The 20,751-nt window shown below is 38.6% G+C and carries 17 protein-coding genes and 4 tRNA genes; 11 read left to right on the forward strand and 10 right to left on the reverse strand.

Features of this window, described 5'->3' with window-relative positions:
- The first annotated feature begins 51 nt into the window (after positions 1-51).
- The 3 genes from SOI81_RS02170 (at position 52) to SOI81_RS02180 (ending at position 4,176) form a co-directional block, all read left to right on the forward strand.
- A complete protein-coding gene (locus SOI81_RS02170; RefSeq protein ID WP_239967795.1) occupies positions 52-1,140 on the forward strand; it encodes a hypothetical protein in 1,089 nt (362 codons plus the stop codon).
- Between the two features lie 85 nt (positions 1,141-1,225).
- Positions 1,226-1,801, forward strand: coding sequence for a rhombosortase (gene rrtA / locus SOI81_RS02175; protein WP_016142982.1), 576 nt, complete (start codon positions 1,226-1,228; stop codon positions 1,799-1,801).
- Positions 1,802-1,980: 179 nt separating this feature from the next.
- Complete coding sequence (locus tag SOI81_RS02180; protein ID WP_016142983.1) at positions 1,981-4,176, forward strand: TRAP transporter large permease subunit; 2,196 nt, start codon at positions 1,981-1,983, stop codon at positions 4,174-4,176.
- A 164-nt stretch (positions 4,177-4,340) separates the two neighbouring features.
- On the opposite strand, the gene SOI81_RS02185 is transcribed toward SOI81_RS02180, so the two are convergent.
- The 4 genes from SOI81_RS02185 to rnr all read right to left on the reverse strand — a co-directional run bounded on the left by SOI81_RS02185 (position 4,341) and on the right by rnr (position 9,635).
- A complete protein-coding gene (locus SOI81_RS02185) occupies positions 4,341-4,766 on the reverse strand; it encodes a hypothetical protein (RefSeq protein ID WP_320541165.1) in 426 nt (141 codons plus the stop codon).
- A gap of 11 nt (positions 4,767-4,777) precedes the next feature.
- Complete coding sequence (locus tag SOI81_RS02190) at positions 4,778-4,987, reverse strand: YheV family putative zinc ribbon protein (RefSeq protein WP_016142985.1); 210 nt, start codon at positions 4,985-4,987, stop codon at positions 4,778-4,780.
- A gap of 40 nt (positions 4,988-5,027) precedes the next feature.
- Positions 5,028-7,082: a M3 family metallopeptidase gene (gene prlC / locus SOI81_RS02195; RefSeq protein WP_320541166.1), complete on the reverse strand. Its 2,055-nt coding sequence runs from the start codon at positions 7,080-7,082 to the stop codon at positions 5,028-5,030.
- A 135-nt stretch (positions 7,083-7,217) separates the two neighbouring features.
- Entirely contained in the window at positions 7,218-9,635 is a 2,418-nt protein-coding gene (gene rnr / locus SOI81_RS02200) for a ribonuclease R (RefSeq protein ID WP_320541167.1), read from the reverse strand.
- Positions 9,636-9,896: 261 nt separating this feature from the next.
- Between rnr and SOI81_RS02205 the strand changes: the two genes are divergently transcribed.
- From SOI81_RS02205 to SOI81_RS02220, 4 genes are all read left to right on the forward strand, one after another.
- Positions 9,897-9,987 (forward strand) — tRNA-Ser (locus tag SOI81_RS02205).
- A gap of 10 nt (positions 9,988-9,997) precedes the next feature.
- A tRNA-Arg gene (locus tag SOI81_RS02210) sits at positions 9,998-10,074 on the forward strand.
- Positions 10,075-10,113: 39 nt separating this feature from the next.
- Positions 10,114-10,190 (forward strand) — tRNA-Arg (locus SOI81_RS02215).
- Positions 10,191-10,296: 106 nt separating this feature from the next.
- Entirely contained in the window at positions 10,297-10,890 is a 594-nt protein-coding gene (locus SOI81_RS02220; RefSeq protein WP_239975683.1) for an HAD-IB family hydrolase, read from the forward strand.
- Between the two features lie 64 nt (positions 10,891-10,954).
- Here SOI81_RS02220 and SOI81_RS02225 read toward each other — a convergent pair whose 3' ends face one another.
- Positions 10,955-13,249 carry a hypothetical protein gene (locus SOI81_RS02225; protein WP_320541168.1) on the reverse strand — a complete coding sequence of 765 codons (2,295 nt, stop codon included), beginning with the start codon at positions 13,247-13,249 and terminating at the stop codon, positions 10,955-10,957.
- Between the two features lie 578 nt (positions 13,250-13,827).
- On the opposite strand from SOI81_RS02225, the gene SOI81_RS02230 reads away from it, so the two are divergent.
- Positions 13,828-13,904 (forward strand) — tRNA-Arg (locus SOI81_RS02230).
- A 115-nt stretch (positions 13,905-14,019) separates the two neighbouring features.
- Here the strand turns inward: SOI81_RS02230 and SOI81_RS02235 are convergent.
- Positions 14,020-14,712 carry a nitroreductase family protein gene (locus SOI81_RS02235; RefSeq protein WP_320541169.1) on the reverse strand — a complete coding sequence of 231 codons (693 nt, stop codon included), beginning with the start codon at positions 14,710-14,712 and terminating at the stop codon, positions 14,020-14,022.
- Between the two features lie 223 nt (positions 14,713-14,935).
- Here SOI81_RS02235 and SOI81_RS02240 point away from each other — a divergent pair, with 223 nt between their 5' ends.
- A complete protein-coding gene (locus SOI81_RS02240) occupies positions 14,936-15,433 on the forward strand; it encodes a YcxB family protein (protein ID WP_016142991.1) in 498 nt (165 codons plus the stop codon).
- A gap of 39 nt (positions 15,434-15,472) precedes the next feature.
- Positions 15,473-16,114, forward strand: coding sequence for a fumarylacetoacetate hydrolase family protein (gene ycgM, locus SOI81_RS02245; RefSeq protein WP_320541170.1), 642 nt, complete (start codon positions 15,473-15,475; stop codon positions 16,112-16,114).
- Between the two features lie 106 nt (positions 16,115-16,220).
- Here ycgM and SOI81_RS02250 read toward each other — a convergent pair whose 3' ends face one another.
- Complete coding sequence (locus SOI81_RS02250; RefSeq protein ID WP_016142993.1) at positions 16,221-17,468, reverse strand: YihY family inner membrane protein; 1,248 nt, start codon at positions 17,466-17,468, stop codon at positions 16,221-16,223.
- A 358-nt stretch (positions 17,469-17,826) separates the two neighbouring features.
- Here SOI81_RS02250 and wrbA point away from each other — a divergent pair, with 358 nt between their 5' ends.
- Positions 17,827-18,435 (forward strand): NAD(P)H:quinone oxidoreductase, encoded by a 609-nt coding sequence (gene wrbA / locus SOI81_RS02255; RefSeq protein ID WP_320541171.1) that lies wholly within the window; start codon positions 17,827-17,829, stop codon positions 18,433-18,435.
- A gap of 48 nt (positions 18,436-18,483) precedes the next feature.
- Here the strand turns inward: wrbA and xpt are convergent, their stop codons facing one another.
- The 3 genes from xpt to SOI81_RS02270 form a co-directional block, all read right to left on the reverse strand.
- Positions 18,484-19,059, reverse strand: coding sequence for a xanthine phosphoribosyltransferase (gene xpt / locus SOI81_RS02260; RefSeq protein ID WP_002119547.1), 576 nt, complete (start codon positions 19,057-19,059; stop codon positions 18,484-18,486).
- Between the two features lie 72 nt (positions 19,060-19,131).
- Positions 19,132-19,845 carry a DUF3108 domain-containing protein gene (locus SOI81_RS02265; protein ID WP_238514030.1) on the reverse strand — a complete coding sequence of 238 codons (714 nt, stop codon included), beginning with the start codon at positions 19,843-19,845 and terminating at the stop codon, positions 19,132-19,134.
- A gap of 158 nt (positions 19,846-20,003) precedes the next feature.
- Positions 20,004-20,675 carry a hypothetical protein gene (locus tag SOI81_RS02270; protein WP_320541172.1) on the reverse strand — a complete coding sequence of 224 codons (672 nt, stop codon included), beginning with the start codon at positions 20,673-20,675 and terminating at the stop codon, positions 20,004-20,006.
- Between the last annotated feature and the right edge of the window lie 76 nt (positions 20,676-20,751).

Consider the following 20,751-nt stretch of genomic DNA (forward strand, 5'->3'; position numbering starts at 1 on the left):
TGCTAATGTACATCTGAAAAGGAAAAAACAAATTACATAGAGGACAGGAAGATGTCTAAAGTCCAAAAAATAAGCCAAGGTTTGGCGGTGAGTTTTCTTGCAGCTTCAGTTTTATCAGGTTGTTCTTATGTGGTAAAAACCGGAGCCAATGTTGCTTTAGGTTTTACTGAAAAGCATATGATTCCACCTATTCTTGCTATGCAAGATGCTGAAATGGTCTGTAATTCAGGTAATGCTTTAACTCCAGCAATTATGTCTACTAAAGGTATGGGAGCAGACCCTACACGTGTTGCAGTTTTGCTATATGCAGCGTCGGGTGTCTGTGCTGAAAATCAGGCTTTAGAGGCAGAATTACGTTATTTGCGGGCTTCAAAAGCGGGACAGGTAACAGAAGCTCAGGATGCTCGTATTGCACAAAAACGTTGGGCTGCAATTGCTGCTGAACGTCAATATACGGGTTATAAGTTATTTGCTGACCGTTGGGAATCAAAATATAAATATCATTTAGGTGATTCTTGTCCAACGATGCGTAGTGACTTAGATCAAACTGTCTATTTAATGGGAATGATCAGTGGTCTACAAGCTGTGACCAATGATATTAACTCTGGTGGCGCAGTTAATGTTCCTAAAGATATCGCTGCTATTGTAGAGCGGGGAATGGTCTGCCTAGATAATGAAAAATTCTGGGGAGCGCCTAACGCAACGCGTGCTGTTATCTGGACTTTATTACCTGGTGCAGATGAGGGTAAGCCAGATCCATATCAAACTTTGAAACAGTCAGTGCAATTAGGCGAGCAAAAAGGTGTTCGCTTATCTCATGCTTTATATGCAGTGGCTGCCCAAGCAAGTGGTGATGATGCAAAAATTCGTGATGCATTAAGATCATATGCGGCATCTCAAGCTGATGATAAACCTGTCAATCCAAACTTTAAGTTAATTGATAGTATGGCAGGCCTTATTGTACGTGGTATCTCTGACCGTTACTGGACCGAGCATACCGGTGTACGTACCGGAGATGATGGAATGTCTCATTTCTGGGATGATAAGAATGAAGGTGCAGCAGAGCTAGATGAATTATTTGATGGCGGAGCTGCTTCTGAAGTTCCTGCGGATTCATCTACTCCACCAACAGCGCAGTAAAAAATATTTGAAAGACTAAACTTCTTGCGAGTCTATTGTTAAGTTCTACAATAATTGCAAGAAGTTTAATTTCAAGGAGTGTGCCATGAAGGATCATGTACTGAATAGTAAAGTGCTTTTGGTCGCAGTGTGCATTTCCATTTCTGCGTGTTTACAGGTGTTTCCTGATACTTTTATTTATTGGCGTGACAGTTTACTTGGCGAATTCTGGCGTTTATGGACAGCGCACTGGGTTCATGTTGGTTGGATTCATTTTCTTTTAAATATGATGGCATTTGCCTGTTTACCCTTTATCTTTCCACATACAAAAGCATGGCATATTTTAAGCCTGCTTTTGCTGTTGCCACCTTTTATTAGTTTGGTGTTCTACTTTTATTTACCTTATATCGAAGCGTATGCAGGGCTGTCTGGTGTATTACATGGGCTATATACAGCGGTTGCTTTAGTGTATTTGCAATATCGTAAAGAGCGTAATTTTGCTTTTTTGGTTCTAGGATTAATCGTAGCAAAACTCATATGGGAAAATACATTCGGGCAAACAGGAACTGCCCAGTTAATAGGAAGTCCTGTTTTAACTGAGGCTCATTTATATGGAGCGATAGGTGGAGCAATTTTTGGGGGATGCTATTGGCTTGTGCAGAGATTAAAAAAGAAACATTGACAATACAAACTGTTAAAAAAGTGATTTTAGTCATTCTTTATTCATAAAGTTTGATGCAAATTTGATCGTTGAATAAAGGGATTGGTAGAAGGGGGATGGATTTAACCCCTGACCAAGAAAATTGCATGACTCAAACTCCTGTTTTTACAGGTTTTTGAGAGAACAAAATTGGAATATTTATGCAAGAACATCAAGAAAAAAGATCTGGATTAGGTCTGCTGGGTTATATCTGGAACGAATGGATCTCAACATTCGTCATCCTTATTCTGCTATTAATGACTCTAATTATTGGTACCGGGGAAATGATCCACGGACAATTATTACGTATCGGGGAGCGCCTCTATGGTGACCCTGCTACAGGTATGCAATATTCTTTTTTGCGTGCTGAGCCAGAAAAGCCAACTTGTGATCGACATCCAAATATCGATGCTCAAGTAAAAGAACAAATGAAAGCGAATGCATCTGATGATTTCGCAAGTTTCTTTGGTGCAGCATCGGAAAGTGATGTCCGTGCATCACTACTCGCAGCGCAGCAACAATGTGATGAAAAATACCAAGCGTATGATAAAACCATTAAATATATCGAAGCTAACCCTGGGGTACGTACTTACCGTGCTATCGAGACTGGTTTCTTTGGTATTTTTAAATTCGGTACAGAGAACCGCGCTATTTTACTCATCTTTATGGTTCTGATTTCTGCGATCACTGCATCGTTGAAATATCACCATATTGGCTTGCGTAATCCGGCAACAAAAATAGATTACAAAGTGTATTCCCTCTTTATGTTGATTGGTAATGCACTACTTAGCTTCTCGGTAATTAGTCAGTATCGTTCAGTCATAAATTCTGGGGTAACACCTACTTATGAAACAGTAACGATTTACTGGATCTGGATGATTCTATTTGTTGTTCTGACCTTAATTAGTCTCTATCAATTATTTGTCTCACCTCCACCAAAACGTGAAGGCGGTAATATAGGTTTAGCCTTATTATCGGTGCCTTTATATGCTTACATGGCACTAATTACAGGTATCGTATTCACGTTCTTTATGGATTACCCAATGGGGCAAGGGATTTACCTTGGTTTATTGGTTGAGTTCTCAGGTATCTTCTTAAACCTTGCCTTGTTTATTTGGGCAGGTATGCTTTTGACTCAAACACGTGTTATGGATTTGTTCCTTAATGTCCTTCGTCCATGGAACTTGGCGCCAGAAACTTTAACGTGGTTAATTCTAATTGCTGCTGCTGTACCAACAGCATATACAGGTGCATCAGGTATTTTCGTAATCGCAGCTGGTGCAATTATTTATAAAGAAGTCTGGAATGCAGGTGCTCGCCGTCAATATGCGTTGGCTGTGTCTGCCATGTCTGGTTCTTTAGGTGTAGTTGTACGTCCATGTCTATTGGTCGTTTTAATTGCAATGCTTGATAGCCGCCATGTAACGTCCGATGAATTGTTTGGTCATGGTATTTATGTATTTTGGTTAACTGCATTTATTTTCTTGGGTGTTTCCTTACTTTTGGCTGAAGAAAAATTCCGTGTAAATTCACCAAAAGTTGCGATTCCAGGCATGATGCGTGCCTTTGTACCCGTAATTCCATATATTCTGATCACTGCTGTTGTTCTTGCGATCTATAAATATGCGCTAGATACAGGAATGAATGAGTTTACTGCACCAGTAATTTTGCCATTAGTCCTCATCGCAATGATCTTGTATGACAAATTGGTCGCTACCAAAGAAGCTCCTGCAATTAATATTCATGAGGCGATTGTTCGTGAACACGAACAAAAATCACCATTCCTTCGTGCGCATGATCCGCATAGTTCTCAATTCCGTCTTGGTTTTGGTGGAGCACTTCGTTTTGCGACCTCAGAAACTGTAGGTCATATTGGTGCTCTAATTATCTTGATGGCATTGTCTGCAAGTGTAGGTGGTTTAATTGAACGCTCTGAAGTGGTTGAATTATTGCCGACCCATTTAGGCAGTATCTACATCTCACTTGCATGTATTGCGTTATTACTTGCCATTATTGGTATGTGTACAGACCCATTTGGTGCTGTAATTTTAGTTGCTGCAACTATTGCACCTGTGGCATACGAAAATGGTATTCATCCAATTCATTTCTGGATGATTGTATTGGTGGCATTCGAATTTGGTTATGTAACACCACCCGTTGCCTTGAACCATCTACTCACGCGGTTGTCCGTCGGAGATGATGAAGTGAATGCGGCTGATGCTGAAGCGAAAGAGAAATATACAAGTTTCTACTTCCGATATGAGCGCTGGTTGCTACCAATTATTGTCTTGTTCTCATCATTGGTATTAGTGACCTACGTACCATATGTATTTAAGTTATTCGGTTGGTATCATTAACTTAAATTAAAGTATCGGTTATATAAAAAAGCCTTCCTAAACGGAGGGCTTTTTTTATAAGTAGATTGAGTAAATTTAGAAAAAGATAATTAATACTATTTTTAAATCCAAATAAAAAAGCTAAAGATAGATGACTTTAGCTTTTTTAAGAGTCCGCTCAAAAACTATTGCTGTTTAAGCTGAGCTTCAAGCAATTTAACTTGTTCTTCTTTGAGTTTAGCTAATTGATCAGCATCAGCATGCTGAGCTTTTAAGGTGGATTCCTGTTCTTTTAACTGGCGTTGGATATCTTCAAGTTTTGACACTTCTTCTTTTGCTAAAGACTCTTGGGCTGGTACAGGTTCTTTAAGCATATTCTCACTGACAAGTTGCTGAGAACTTGCATTTTCAGCTAAGGGTTCAGAGCTTGGTGATGGATCAGCAGGTTGAGCAGGAGCGGGCGTCGATACTGGTTGAGGATCAACCAGTGGTGCTGACGACTCAGTTTTTTTAAAAAACCATTGTGCTGCAAAAAAAAGCACTACGAGAATGCTTAAGCCCCCAATTAAAATCCATAATAATTTTGAGTTTTGTTTTCTTTGTAGTGGCATGTTTAAGACCTTTAGTCGGGACGACGTGGCTTGAACTGTATTACCCCAATTTCATCAGGTATAGCGGGCGTCTCAGGCTCATCAACATGAGTTGGACGATTTTCGCTATAACCGCATTCAATACATTCAATCCATTCATCTTCTGCGGTGGTTAGCATGACAATCCGATCCATGGCTTCACATTTTGGACATTTTGCCCCAGCAATGAAACGTTTTTTCATCTTTATCACCCTAACCACACGATCAATTTAGGCCCATAGTTTAAGCGGTTTTGTTGTCATTCGTCCAACCTTGATGACGTAACAACGCGTCAATTTTAGGTTCGCGCCCACGGAAATTAACAAATGCCTTAAGCGCGGTGTCTTTTCCACCCACAGCTAAAATTGCCTGACGGAATTCTTTACCTGTTTGAGTGTTAAAAATACCTTCATTTTCAAAACGATCAAACGCATCACTTGCTAAGACTTCTGCCCATTTGTAAGAGTAATAACCCGCGGCATAACCACCAGCAAAAATATGACTAAAACTATGTTGGAAACGATTGTAGTCGACAGTAGGAACGACTGCATACTGCTTACGAATGTCGTTTAAGGTCTGCTGAATTTGCTCACTGTTTAGCGCAGGCGTTTTTGTGTGAATGGTCAAGTCAAACAACGCAAATTCAAGCTGACGCAAAGTTTGCATACCAGATTGGAAGAATCGGGCATTTAATAAAGCATCTAGTAATTCTTGTGGCAAAGTTTGTTTACTATCGATGTGTTCACTTAGTACATCTAGGCTTTCTTTATCCCATGACCAGAATTCCATAAATTGACTTGGTAGCTCTACTGCATCCCAAGCAACACCGTGCGTTCCTGCAACCGAGATGTTATCTACCTCTGTTAGCATGTGATGTAAACCATGTCCGAACTCGTGGAATAAAGTAATCACTTCGTCATGAGTCAATAAAGCAGGTTGATCACCTACCGGAGGGGTGAAATTACACACCATATAGCAAATTGGTTTTTGTAAGCCATGAAGCGTCTGCATGCGTGAGCGGAAACCATTCATCCATGCGCCACCACGTTTGCCCGTACGAGCATAGATGTCAAAGAAGAATCCACCAATCACTTGGCCTTGGTCTTCTAATTCAAAATAACGTGCATCTGGATGCCAAACAGGTGCTTGTCTTTCGATAATATTAATGCCGTATAGGCGCTGCACAATCTGGAATAATCCCTGAAGAACTTTAGGTGCAGGGAAATAAGGTTTTAAAGCTTCTTGAGATAAGTTGAATTGTTGCTGTTTAAGCTTTTCAGAATAGTACGTTGTATCCCAAGGTTTGAGTTCATCCACACCATCTTGTTTGGCAATTTCTTGAAGTTCCGCAACTTCTTGTAGCGCAGGAGCACGTGCATGTTCTGCTAGATCAACCAAAAACTCATGTACTGTTTTTACGTCTGGCGCCATTTTGCTTGCCAGAGAATATTCAGCATAGTTATTGAAACCAAGTAGTTTCGCCATTTCCTGACGAAGACTCAAAATTTCTTCCATAATTTTGCTGTTATCAAACTCAGTTTGTTCAGACTGATCAGATGCGCGAGTTACATAAGCTCTATAAAGCTCTTCACGCAATGCACGGTCATCTGCATAAGTCATGATCGCAAAATATGCTGGGAAATCGAGAGTTGCTACAGCTTGGTCGAGTTCACGTTGTTTGCCGTACTGTTTTAATAGCTCAATATTACTTTCTGGAAGGCCTTTTAACTGATCTTCGGTAAGTGGTTTAAAGTAAGCCTGTGTTGCATCAAGTACGTGGTTTGAAAAATCAGAAGAAAGCTGTGAAAGACGTGCAGAAATCTCTGCATAACGTTTTTTCTCTTCACCCTCTAAGGCTACACCAGAAAGTTTAAAGTCACGTAAAGCGAGGCGAATAGCACTTTGTTGGGCTGGGCTAAGCGATGTATAACCTTGATCATCATGGATGTGTTGATATGTCTGATAAAGCGCCGTGTGTTGACCAAGCTGAGTGTAATATTCACTCAATGCCGGTAATAAGGATTGATAAGCTTCTCTCGTTTCTACATTACTCATTACCGCATTTAAATGCGATAAAACGCCCCATGATTCACTCAGATTATTTTCAAGCGTATCGACTTGCTCAAGTACGGAAAGTTGCTGTGCTCTATCTGTAGGTGCAGCTGTAAGAGTATTTAAAAATTCCTGGCCTGCCTGAATCGCTTGCTGAATATCTTGTTTTAAATTTTCTAATTTAATTTGGTCAAAACGCGGAGTTGGTAAAGTCGCTTGCTGTAAAGTCATTGCTAATAGCCACATTATTTTTTAAACATGGTATTAGATGTAGGTCCTCTCAAGCCGGAAATCAAGCTTAATGTGTAAAATAACCCTTTTTAAAAAGAAATAAGCCTCCTATTGGAGACTTATTACTGAAACGTGATAATTATTTACCCACTATTCTGTCTTTGATTTTGCATTCGACTTTTTCTTTTTAGGCTTAGATTTCTTCTTCACCTTCTCTGGTTTAGCCTCAGCTTTTACTGAGGTTTTTTTACCAGATTTTTTGGTGTAAGAACTTGGCTTACTTTTTTCTTTCTTTTTATGAACAGGTCTTTCACCATCACTGCTGACGGTTGGTTTGCTAAAGACCTCTTCGTTAGCCTGAGCAGCTGTTTTAGTGGTGCGTGGTGCACGGCTGCGAACTACTCGGCCTGCATGGGTAACTTGTTTAATAAGCTGAAAGTCAATTTTACGTTCTTCTAGATTGACACCAGCAACCTGAATTTTAACTTCATCGCCTAGACCAAAGACTTGACCACGATTTTGACCTACCAGATTTTGGCTCGCTTGGTCATAAATAAAGAAGTCATCGCCGAGTTGGCTAATATGAATCATACCATCGACATATAGATCTTTCAGTGTCACAAACAAACCAAATTCGGTTACCGCACTCACAATACCAATAAACTCATCCCCTAAATGCTGTTGCATGTAGTGGCACTTCAACCAAGTCGTTACGCTGCGAGATGCTTCATCAGCACGGCGTTCTGTTTGAGAGAAATGTTCACCTGCATCATCTAGTGCAGCACCAGAGAGTGGATAAGGCTTTTGTTTGAGATGTGCTTTAATGGCACGGTGCAATAATAAATCTGGGTAACGACGGATTGGCGAAGTGAAATGTGTATAAGCTTCATAAGCCAAACCATAGTGCCCTGCATTTTTTGCGCCATAATAAGCTTGCATCATTGAGCGTAATAAAACGGCATGAATGCTTGGTGCATCAATACGATCTTTGGTTGCTTCAATAACTCTTTGGTAGTCCGCTTGAGTTGGCTGGTCAGGGAAGGGTAGACCCAGTAATTTTACGAAGTCTTTTACTTTCTGAATACGTGAAAACTCTGGAGCTTCGTGCACGCGATATAACATTGGAACATCATGTTCTAATGCATATTCTGCGGCAGCAACGTTAGCAAGTAACATACATTCTTCAATGAGCTTATGTGCTTCATTACGTGTACGTGGCAAAATTTCTTTAATCCCGCCTAGCTCATCAAAAGTCATGTAGGTTTCAATGGTTTCAAATTCCATTGCATGACGATCAGCACGTAAATTTTTCAAAATCTGATAAAGCTGGAAAAGCGTATTTAAAGATTTATGAACATCACGATCTTTTGGAATCGCATCTGTGGCGCCGTCAAAATATTGTGCTACCTGTGTATAGGTCAAACGTGCTTTTGAATGCATGACTGATGGATAAAACTCATAACCTGTTACACGGCCTGTACGAGAGAGTTTTAAGTCACAGACCATACATAAACGGTCTACATGAGGGTTCAGAGAGCACAAACCGTTTGACAAAGCCTCTGGTAGCATCGGTAATACAAAGTGTGGGAAGTATACCGAAGTACCTCGTTCCTCAGCTTCTTCATTGAGGGCTGAGTCTAAGCGGACATAATGACTCACATCGGCAATTGCGACGACTACACGGTAACCACCGCCTGGACGTTTTTCTGCATAAACCGCATCATCAAAATCTCGAGCATCTTCACCATCGATCGTAACTAATGCTAAATCTCTTAAATCAATACGGCCTTCACGATCTTGAGCGGATGGCTCTTTAAAACTTTCAGCTTCTTTTAAGACTTGATCTGGAAACTCATATGGCAAACCAAATTCAAGAATGGTCTGTGGAATAATAATTTCTGTATCAGCTTTATCGGCCATAGACTGAATAATATGCGCCGTCGCAAACTCTTCACGAGTTGGATAACTATCTATTGCGACACGTAGCATATCGCCAACATTTGCTTTAGCGTGTGTTACCAATTCTTTTTCTAAAGGAATAGGTTGGTGCTGATTTGGATTGTTGGGTTGAATAAAATATTCGCCATCGTGAACTGACAATTTACCAATTAATTGTTTAACACGATGCTGTAAAACTTCTGTGATAAAACCCCATGGTTTACCTTTACGGTCAACCGAAGTCTGGCGCACTCTAACTCGGTCACCATTAAACACTAAACGTAATTCGCGTTCAGGAAGTAAAAGATCAGTTTGACCATCAATATGTGCCGTACCTAAACCTTTACTATTAATATAAACAGTTGCTTCATAGGTTGGTTGATCTGCCACCAACTGAAATTTAAAACCGTCTTTCATGATTTGGCCGTCACGAACCATGGCACTTAAGCGGTGACTTAGAGCTTCAATACTTTTTTGGTCATGAATATTAAAATGATCGACAAGTTCTGCATGAGATTGCGGTGTCTGCAATTGTTCCAATGTATCTAAAATAAGAGTACGGCTTGGAATAGGATTGTCATAACGTTCAGCTTCAGCTTTCGCTTCGGGGTCAGCCCAGTTTTTTGTCATGTCGTTTGGTTTCACGCTTGGCAGATAAGTTTAGCATAAGTCATGCAGACCCGAACTGCACGTTTAGGTTTGCAATAATGTGTTATGCACTACAGTATTTTGATGAAGAAATAATATCTATCTTAACAAGCGTTTGATCGAAAAAGACGAAAATAATGAGGAAATTGCTTAAAAAATAATTCATTGAACTAAAAAACAAGAAAATTTCACTATGATGACTTGAACAATAGGGTTTTAGTTTGTATTATGGCGGCTCGTTCCGGTGAGGTGGATGAGTGGCTGAAATCACTTCCCTGCTAAGGAAGCATACCTATTACTGGTATCGAGGGTTCGAATCCCTCTCTCACCGCCATTTACTTAATGCGCTCATAGCTCAGCTGGATAGAGCACTTGGCTACGAACTAAGGGGTCGGGAGTTCGAATCTCTCTGAGCGCACCAAGTAAAACAGAACGAATCGCTGAAAGGCACACAAGTTACGCGCTCATAGCTCAGCTGGATAGAGCACTTGGCTACGAACTAAGGGGTCGGGAGTTCGAATCTCTCTGAGCGCACCAACTTGAAGAATTAACCGCTTTTATAGCGGTTTTTTTGTGCCTGTTTTTTAGTACTTTAAAAAAATCTAAATTTATAACTTTTTAATTATATTAGAGATAATCATAAATGAACTTAGCTTTATTTGACTTTGACGGCACGATTACTCATAGCGACACATTCAGCCTATTTCTTAAATTTTCTTTAAACAAAAAAACTCAAATAGTCGGTGGTATTCGTCTTGCACCTTATATAGCGGGTTATAAGCTTGGATGGGTAACTGATAGAACTATTCGAACTAAACTTTGCCAAGTGGGATATGCGGGCTATGATGCAGATGCCCTAAAAGTTAGGGGACAAGAGTTTGCTAAAAATGTGCTTCCTATCTGTGTGCGTGAAAATGCTTTGGAACGTATTCTCTGGCATAAACAACAAGGCGATCAGATTGTTGTCGTCTCTGCATCATTGGGCGTTTATTTAGAAAGTTGGTGCCAGTCTTTAGGTTTAGATGTTATATGCAATCAACTTGAAATACGTGATGGTATTTTGACGGGTGATTTTATTAATGGCGATTGTGGTTATTTAGAAAAAGTAAATAGAATAAAAAATAAATATGATTTAAGCCAATATTCTAAAATTTATGCTTATGGTGATACACCTAATGATTATGCAATGTTAGAGCTGGCGCATAAGAAATATTATAGATGGCAAGAAGTGAATTAATATTTAAAAATATATTAATAAAGAAAGCCACTTATGAGAAGTGGCTTTCTTTTAATGGCTTATATTAAACAGTATTGAAAGAGTTTTCTAAGAAACTATCAGTAAGTAATGATGTCGGTACGATAGTATGCGTTGTGTTGGTTACGCTAGATACTGTAGACGTCACGCCACCAAGTAAACTGCCACCAGTTAATCCGCCCAGTAAATTAGAAATAACATCTAAGCCGCCTTCACCAGTAACGCCACCCGTTAAGCTACCAACGATGTCTGTAACGATGCCGATAGGGTTATCTGTACCGCCAGTCACACCACCAGTTAACCCACCGAGGAGGTCGGTCACTACACCAAGAGAGCTATCACCACCAACGCTACCTGTTAAGCCACCAAGTAAATCGGTTAGTAGGCCGAGTGAGCTATCTCCACCAGTTGCTCCACCAATAGTACCAGTTAATCCGCCAATGATTTCTGTAACTAAACCGGTAGCAGTTGTACCATTTGTAATCAGCGTATCGAGAATACCGGTAGCAGATTCAGTAGCACCTTGAATATCACCACCAACTAAATCAGAAACTACCTCAAGTGCACCGTTAACTGTGTCGCGAGAAGTTTCAAAAGTTAATGTGCCGAGGTCGGCAATTTCAGAAACTGGGTGTTCTGCTTGTGGAAGGACGCCGATAATTGTATCTGCAACTGTATCAATGCCAGTGTTGATAATTTCAGTTTTTAGGCTTTCTACGCCCTGAAGAATATCAATACCGCCTTGAACGACATCAATCACAGGTGAGATTGGAGAAGTACCGCCACCGATGCCACCAGTTACACCGCCGATAATGTCAGTAATCACTTCAAGTGGGTTGCCGTCAACGCCACCAGTTACACCACCAATAATATCGGTAATTACTTCAAGTGGGTTACCGTCAACACCACCAGTTACACCACCAATAATGTCAGTAATTACTTCAAGTGGGTTACCGTCAATACCGCCAGTTACACCACCGATAATATCGGTAATCACTTCAAGTGGATTGCCATCAACACCGCCAGTTACACCACCGATAATATCGGTAATCACATCAAGTGGACTTCCATCAACACCACCAGTTGCGCCACCGATAATATTATTCACAATTCCAGTTGCGGTTGTACCATTGGTGATAAGCGTGCCCAGAATACCTGTAGCAGATTCAGTAGCACCTTGGATATCACCGCCAACTAAATCAGAAACTACCTCAAGTGCACCATTTACTGTGTCGCGAGAAGTTTCGAAAGTTAGTGTGCCAAGATCTGCTAGGTCTGAAACTGGATGTTCAGTTTGAGGAAGGATACCAATGATTGTGTCAGCAACAGTGTCGATGCCTGTATTGATAATTTCAGTTTTTAGGCTTTCTACACCCTGAAGTATATCAATACCGCCTTGAACGACATCAATCACAGGTGAAATTGGAGATGTACCACCACCGATACCACCTGTAACACCGCCGATAATGTCAGTAATCACTTCAAGCGGGTTGCCATCAACGCCACCAGTTACACCACCAATAATGTCAGTAATTACTTCAAGTGGGTTACCATCAACGCCACCAGTTACACCACCAATAATGTCGGTAATCACTTCAAGCGGGTTACCTTCAACACCACCCGTTACGCCACCAACGACATCGGTAACGCTTCCGACCACGCCAGTAACAATACCAGTAGCAGTTGTGCCATTTGTAATCAGTGTATCGAGAATACCAGTAGCAGATTCAGTAGCACCTTGAATATCACCGCCAACTAAATCAGAAACAACTTCAAGTGCACCGTTAACTGTGTCGCGAGAAGTTTCAAAAGTTAGTGTGCCGAGGTCGGCAATTTCAGAAACTGGATGTTCTGCTTGTGGAAGGACGCCGATAATTGTATCTGCAACTGTATCAATGCCAGTGTTGATAATTTCAGTTTTTAGGCTTTCTACACCCTGAAGAATATCAATACCGCCTTGAACGACATCAATCACAGGTGAAATTGGAGATGTACCACCAATTCCACCTGTAACACCGCCGATAATATTAGTTACGGTTTCAAGAGGATTGCCACTACTAATTCCGCCAGTCACACCACCAATAATATTGGTTACAGTGTCAACCGGGCTTGTAGAACCAATACTACCTGTAACTGTGCCCACTGCATCAGAAACAAGACCAGTTGTGGTCGTTGTAAGTGTATTTGTTGCTGTAGATAGAGTGTCTGAAAGTAAGCCAGAAGTTGATATGTGACCATCAACAGTAGAGCCGCCCGTTACATTAGTATTCACCGATATAATATTGCCCAAATCTTGAGTAACTTTTGATATCGAAGAAACGAGATTTTTTAGTAAGAACATTTCAGTCTATTTCCTATATAATTATGTATTTTTAAGTAAGTATTATTTATTGCGCGAGTTAATTATTGAGATATATATCTCAATAATTGCGATTTAGTATTGGTGAGATCTCAAAAGCTGTCAATGTGTATTTTTAGTCACATTTTTTGATATTAAATAATATTTAAAGCAATAATAATTTTTTAATTTAGACGTAAAAATAATAATAATTTTTATATAATATTTTTTTCATTAATTATTTTTTAATCATATTTTCACTCATTTGAAGCATTATTCTCGATAAATTTTAATTAAGCTTATAATGTTAAAGCTTAACCAGAAATATATTATTTCTATAATGTTGACTAAAATAGTAGCCTTTATCATCTAGGTATATGGCCAAATGCCTCAAAAAGCCGATAAAATTTATTTGAAAAAAAATATTTCAAATACATCTTAAAGAAGAAAAACACTAATAATTTTAGCCGCTATTTGATGTAAACTAGTTTGATGACTAAGAACTAGACGTTTGGTGACAGAAAGATGAAAAAAAGCTTCCTAAGCTTTGAAAAATGCGTATAATGCGCAACATCAAGTACGCGCTCATAGCTCAGCTGGATAGAGCACTTGGCTACGAACTAAGGGGTCGGGAGTTCGAATCTCTCTGAGCGCACCACTTGAAGAATTAACCGCTATATATAGCGGTTTTTTTGTGCCTGTTTTTTATTATTTCAATTTAAAAACCAGTGCTCATGGCAACCGGCTTTAAATGATTTGAAGTTGAAAAAAAATTAGCTAAATGTTTTAAAACGGCTTTCATCTTCAATAAATACTTTTTCACCTGCTTGACCTTCAATTGAGCCAAATACTAATTGAGCTCTTAATTTCCACTGAGTAGGGATGTTAAAAGTAGTGTTAACTTTCTCATCAATAATTGGATTGTAGTGCTGTAAAGAGGCTCCAAGACCCTGCTCAGCCAGTACGCTCCATACTGCAAATTGGGCAATTGCTGTTGAATGTTCAGACCACACTGGGAAATTGTCAGCATATAACTCAAATTGTTCTTGTAGACCTTTAATTACATCCTGATCTTCAAAAAATAAAACTGTACCTGCACCTGCTGCAAAACTTTGAATTTTTTGCTCAGTTCCGGCTAATGCTTCAGCAGGGACAATCGTTTTTAATACATCTAAAACAATATTCCAGAAGTTTTCATGAGACTGATTAAATAAAATCACAACGCGAGAAGATTGAGAGTTGAACGCTGATGGGCTATGTTTGACCGCTTCTTGAATCAATTCTTCAATTTCCGAAGGGGTATGTTCTAAGTTTTTTCCAATCGAATAGATAGAACGGCGTTTTTTAATTAATTCTAAAAAGTTAGTTTCATTTGAAAGATGGTTCTCTTGAGTGGCTTGGATAACCACATCTTTTGAGACAGTCGCTTTTTGATTTAAGCCAAATAATTTTGCAAGAAAAGACATGAGACATTCCACTAAGAAGGTGATGTTTCCATTGTAGAAATTTTAAAAACTGAAATAAGCTCAAAAAATATGAATCTACGTTCTATATATGCAACGTAGCTGCTCTTCCAATCTATTAATAAGCTCCACTTTTAAACAAAATAAAAAATAGCTTTTGATTCATTTTAAAGCTGAAATGAATATGCTCTAATAGTTTCGATTTATTGAGTATTGATGCAGTGCAATGACCGAGCAAAAAATAGCTTTATCTTTACGTTACTATTTGAATTTAGAAGAGTCACAAGATGGATTTTCATTAGTGACGTTTGGGAAAAAGCAAATTACCCGTTTTCTAACACCTGCGATTAGTATCGCAATTATTATTTGGGGATTTTATTTAGGTCTCTCTGGTGTTGGTCGATATTATGTCGGGTTAGGTGTGTTTTTTCTAGTGATGCAAGGTCTCATGCGTTATTGGCTTTTACCGATGTTATTTAAGCGTCAATTCGTTCGTTACCAGTTTGGAAAGAGCGAGCAGGGAATCGACTTATATCAAGATTATTTTGAGCTTTACGCCAATGGCCGTAAGCAAGTGATGCAATATGCAGATGTGCAAACCTTTGCTAAAGGCAAGTTAACCTATATGCTTGAACTAAAAAATAAAACTGTAATTATTGTACCAAAACGAGCATTCTCACAGGTCGCAGATCAAACTATATTTGAAAATACATTTAAGAAATAAATTATTGGAATTATCAGCCGCAACAACAAAGGAAGCCTCATGAATACACGTCCTTCAAAAATCGTTTGCGTGGGCAGAAGTTACGCCGATCATGTCAAAGAATTAAATAATGCTATGCCAGATAGGCCGATATTATTTATTAAGCCACCGAGTAGCTTGATTGGTTTAAATGACGGTATTTCATGGAATCCAGCTTGGGGCAGTTGTCATTTTGAGTGCGAGTTAGTTTTGCGCATTGATCAGCCTTTAAAGGGTGAAACAGATCCTGAAAAAGCCTTAAAAGCGATTGGTGCAGTGTCTTTAGGTCTTGATCTAACAATGCGTGATTTACAGAATGAACTAAAAGGTAAAGGTCATCCATGGGAGCGTGCTAAAGCTTTTGATGGTGCCTGTGTGCTGTCAGACTGGGTTGATGTGAGCGAAATTACAGATTGGCAAGAGACCAAATTCACTTTCCATATTAACGATGAGTTGCGTCAAGATGGAAATACTGCACTGTTAATGTTTAGCATTGCTGATCTATTAATTGATATTAATCAGGTCTTCTCACTCGAACCGGGTGATGTAATTATGACTGGTTCACCTGCTGGTGTTGGACCATTACATGCAGGTGATCAGTTGAAAATGACATTAAAAGGTGCAACGCAAGATTTTGTATGGAAAACTTTTGTAAAAGCCTAACCCATTCCTAAAGATGGACAATAAAAAACCCTATTATTATTTTTAATAACAGGGTTTTTTTATTGGGTAGGAAAGAGTGCTTATACTATTGAATAGTTTTACTTTCTTATTTCTCTTCAAAAATTGTTGAGAGCGGAATAGAAAGTTTGGCAGCCAAGTAATCATTAGACTCGACTAGAGCTGGTCCTATTTTTTCCATCCATTCATCGTCATCGTGTACATTTAGAACATCTTCACGTAACGGTAAAGGGTATGGGAGAGCAGTGAAAAAGCCCCAGAAGTCAACTTGGGATAAATTGCGCGCAAGCACATATTCATCTTTATCGGTACGTTTAACTAAATTTTGCTCTTCAAGCAAAAGTACATAAGCTGGCCAGCGGCCAACTTCTCCACGTCCTAAAATTTCGAGAGCTTCTTTATCGCTTACACTTTCGCCAAGTTTCTGTTTTTTATAAAACAGCTCAAGAATATCTAATAGCATTAAAACAGGATGACGTTTTTGCTCTTTACCCGAATGAAATGCAGTTAAAGCAAAACTCACCTCTACGCCTAGCAAAATAATATTCCATGAAAGAAAGATCCATAGAAGGAAAATTGGCACGGCTGCAAATGCACCATAAATAATTTCATAACTAGTGAAATTTGACATCACGAAGCTAAATAAATTTTTGAGTATTTCAAACAGTACTGCACTTAAACAAGCAGCAATTCCTGCTGCATAAACTGGGACGGTGCGATTGGGAATGGTCCAATATAAAATGAAGAAACCCAAAATAGTGAGTGCAAAAGAAATTAGCCAGAGTAGAAATGCGCCATCAAGTTGATAACCTGTGAAGTTATTGCTTAATAAGTTCATCGAAGCAACAGTTGATGAAATAACAAATGCACTGCCTAAAATAATAGGGCCAAGCGAAATAATGGTCCAGTAGCGCATAAAGCCCATAATGCCACTACGCGTTTCTTTTACTCGCCAAATACGATTAAAAACTGTTTCAATTGAGGTCAGCATTAAAACTGTCGTGACGAATAAAAATAGCACACCAATTACAGTCAAGTTGCTCGACTTCTCTGTAAAAGCATTTAGTGCTTTATCAAATGCGATCGTACTCTTCGGTAAAAAGTTACTATAAATTAAATGTTGAAGCTGTTGTCTTGCAGGTTCTAACGCTTTAATTGAAGAAATAATTACTAAAAAAACCGTTAGCATCGGTACAACTGCAAATAGTGTTGTATAGGTGAGAGAACCAGCTTGTTCACGGCACCGATCAGCTTCAAAACGCTTAAATACATATAAAACGAACTGAAACCAGGTTTTTTTATAAAAAGGAAGTTTCTCTAAAAAACGTTGTAACATACGTCGTCTATCCCGATTTTTTTAGTCATCATGTTGGGCGATTGATAGCTTAGCAAAGTATTAGCTTAAGAACTTAAATAGTAGATTAAAGCAAAATAATAACTTAAAGAATGAAAGTCATTTTGTAAGTTTACTATGTGCTATAGAAAAAATTGTAGCAATAATCTTTTGAAGGAAGTCATATTTCTCTTATCAGGTATAAGCGAAATCAAAAAGATTACTCTTTTTATTTGATAGATTTGAGAAAGTTACGTAGCTTGCCTTCAGTACTACACGATCAATCGCTTCTAGAATTTCATAAGATTGGCTTCGCCAAAAAAATAAAAAATACCGTATAGTGTTCTTTTTAACAAAATTTATGAAACCGATGCAACCTTACATTCTTGTACTCTATTACAGCAAATATGGTTCTACTAAAGAAATGGCACATTTAATTGCCAATGGTGTTGAGTCTGCGGGTATGTCAGTAAAAATTCGGACTGTGCCAAATATTGCTCCAGTCGTCACGACAGCTGAACCAAGTATTCCGGCAGAAGGTGATATCTATTGTACGTTGGATGATCTAGCAAATTGCGCGGGGCTGGCGTTAGGTTCCCCAACTCGCTTCGGTAATATGGCAAGTGAAATGAAATATTTTTGGGACCAAACGACGAGCCTTTGGCTCAATGGGGCATTACACAATAAACCAGCTTGTGTTTTTACTTCTTCTGGATCAATGCATGGTGGGCAGGAGATTACTTTACTTACTATGCTACCGCCGTTATTTCATCACGGGATGATGATTATGGGATTACCAAATGCAATTCCGGCGTTATCTAACACTAAAACAGGTGGAACGCCGTATGGAGCTAGCCATGTAAGTGGACCTCGCCATGACCAGAACTTAAGTCAGGACGAAAAGATTTTGTGTGAAGCTCAAGGCAGACGTTTAGGTGAAGTTACTAAAAAGCTCCTTATTTCACCTTAATTAAATAAAAAAAGAGCGGATTATCCGCTCTTTTTTTATTTGTATATCTTATTCTTTTACAAAGGTAACTTTACCATCTGTAAGAGAGTGAACACGTGCTAGTGATTCAACTCGGTAGCCTTTTTCAAGCAATAAATCACGACCTGGTTGGAATGATTTTTCAATCACAATACCGACACCCACAACTTCTGCATTTGCTTGGTGAATTAAATCAATTAGTCCTAATGCTGCTTGACCATTCGCCAAGAAGTCATCAATAACTAATGCTTTATCAGTTGAATGAAGATGCTTGTTTGAAATCGCAATTGTACTTTCAGTTTGTTTAGTAAAAGAAAATACTTTAGAACGATATAGGTCATCTTTTAAAGTCAATGACTGATATTTTCGAGCGAAAATTACAGGTACACCAAGTTCCAAACCTGCCATGATTGCAGGTGCAATACCTGATGCTTCAATGGTAATAATCTTGGTAATCCCTGCATCTTTAAAGCGAGCGGCAAATTCTTTACCAATCTGCTGCATGAGTACAGGATCAATTTGGTGGTTTAAGAAAGCGTCGACTTTCAAGACTTGATCAGATAGAACGATACCTTCTGTTAAGATTTTCTGTTCTAGTGCGTGCACGGGAGAATCCTCTAGACGGATGCTTTTTAAAGCAAATGCGTATTTTAAAAAGCATCCAAAAAAATGCAAGCTTTAATTCGTCTTACCTGAATAACTAGTTAATAACAATCCATAAGAAGTTTTACCATCAATATGACTTACTTTAACTGGTAAATAATCTAATTTCGGTGCTAACCAAAAGATTGTGCTACGTTCAGGTTTTTTATGCTGTAAAACGACTTTAATGGTATCGAATGTCCCATAAGAGGTTTTAATTTTCTCGTTGCCTTGTTTTACAAAACGACGATTTTCAACTTCTTTTGCATCTGCAAGTGGGTAAGAGGTTTTAAGTGAGCCATTTTTTAAATCTTCACGCAGTTGTAACTCTGCATTTAACTCATCAAGAACGCCTGCTTGCCAAGCAAATGAACGGGCCTTATCGTCTTTCTTAGTCGAAATAGTTTTACTATTGGGATTAAAGTTAATACTCATAGTGTTGTTGTGAATCAAAATTTTGCTAGTACGGCTAAAACTTTGAGACCCAATTTTACCATTAGCAAAACTAAATTTACTTGTTTCACTTGCAGAAGCAATTCCACCTGCTTTTGCAGTGAAATTATAAGTCCAATTATTACCTTGCTGGCTTAAAGCACGTGTAGCTGTACCCATACCTTTATTATTATAAGTAAACTGATAATTTGCCTGAAATGGGCTCATGGCAAGAGCATGACTTGAGAAGCCTGCAAAAAGCAAAGTTGTTGAAATACCTGTTGCGATGCCAAACGATTTCAGAAATTTTGTTGCCATAAGTAAGTATCCTTGTACAGACTAAAAAGTTAGTGCTGATGCATCTGTAACTTAAACATATTATGCCTGTTGATCATGGAGAAAAAATCAGGATTTATGCTAAATGTGTAATCTATTTGTGTTTTTTTGGCAGCGAGTTATTTTTCATTTATATCCATTTAAGCATCTTTTTGCTGAATTGGTGTTATTTCAGAGTCTTCTAATTCACCTTCAAAATCATCATCCTGATCGCGGTATAGTAGCGCCGCTAAATTCACATTTCCAAATACGACTAATTCAGCTTCACGCACCCGTGCATAATTTACATGTACTTTACCTAATGTCTCGATAATACTGGCTTTTTTACCAAACCAGCGGTTGAGATCAAGAAATATAAGTTCATCACGTTCTTCTGCTACATTAAAACGTTCAAGAATCATCCCTAAAGGATCTTTTTTCAAAATCTTATGGTAGTAAAAAACTGCGGCTTTCACGGCGATTTTTTGCCAAAAGTTTTTATATTTTGCTTCAATAATTTGTGTATTACTAATTTGTTCAAAAACTAAAAGCTGTTGTTCTTTATTAAATTCCATCTGAATTAGTTTTAGATCAACTGATAATGTTGTTTCTAAACCTTTTACATGCATAGTTGCATATAACCTTAACCAGTCATGATAAAGATCAGCATGTAGGTCATCTAAAAATTCAACATTATTGGTGACATAACGTTGTAAAGTTGCATTCAGAAAGGTTTGCGATAACGTAAAATCTCTTTCTTCCTCAATGAATGCTTCTGCTTTTTTATAGACTTTTTGAAGGCGTCTGACTAAAGAGGAAAATAGCGTTTGCATAAAAGAACTTCCAGAAGATAATTTACTAAAGAGCCCACACAATCTTTATTATGATAAAAAACGGGTTTTGATATTG

Source organism: Acinetobacter pittii (assembly GCF_034067285.1).
In the GTDB taxonomy this organism is placed as follows: domain Bacteria; phylum Pseudomonadota; class Gammaproteobacteria; order Pseudomonadales; family Moraxellaceae; genus Acinetobacter; species Acinetobacter pittii_E.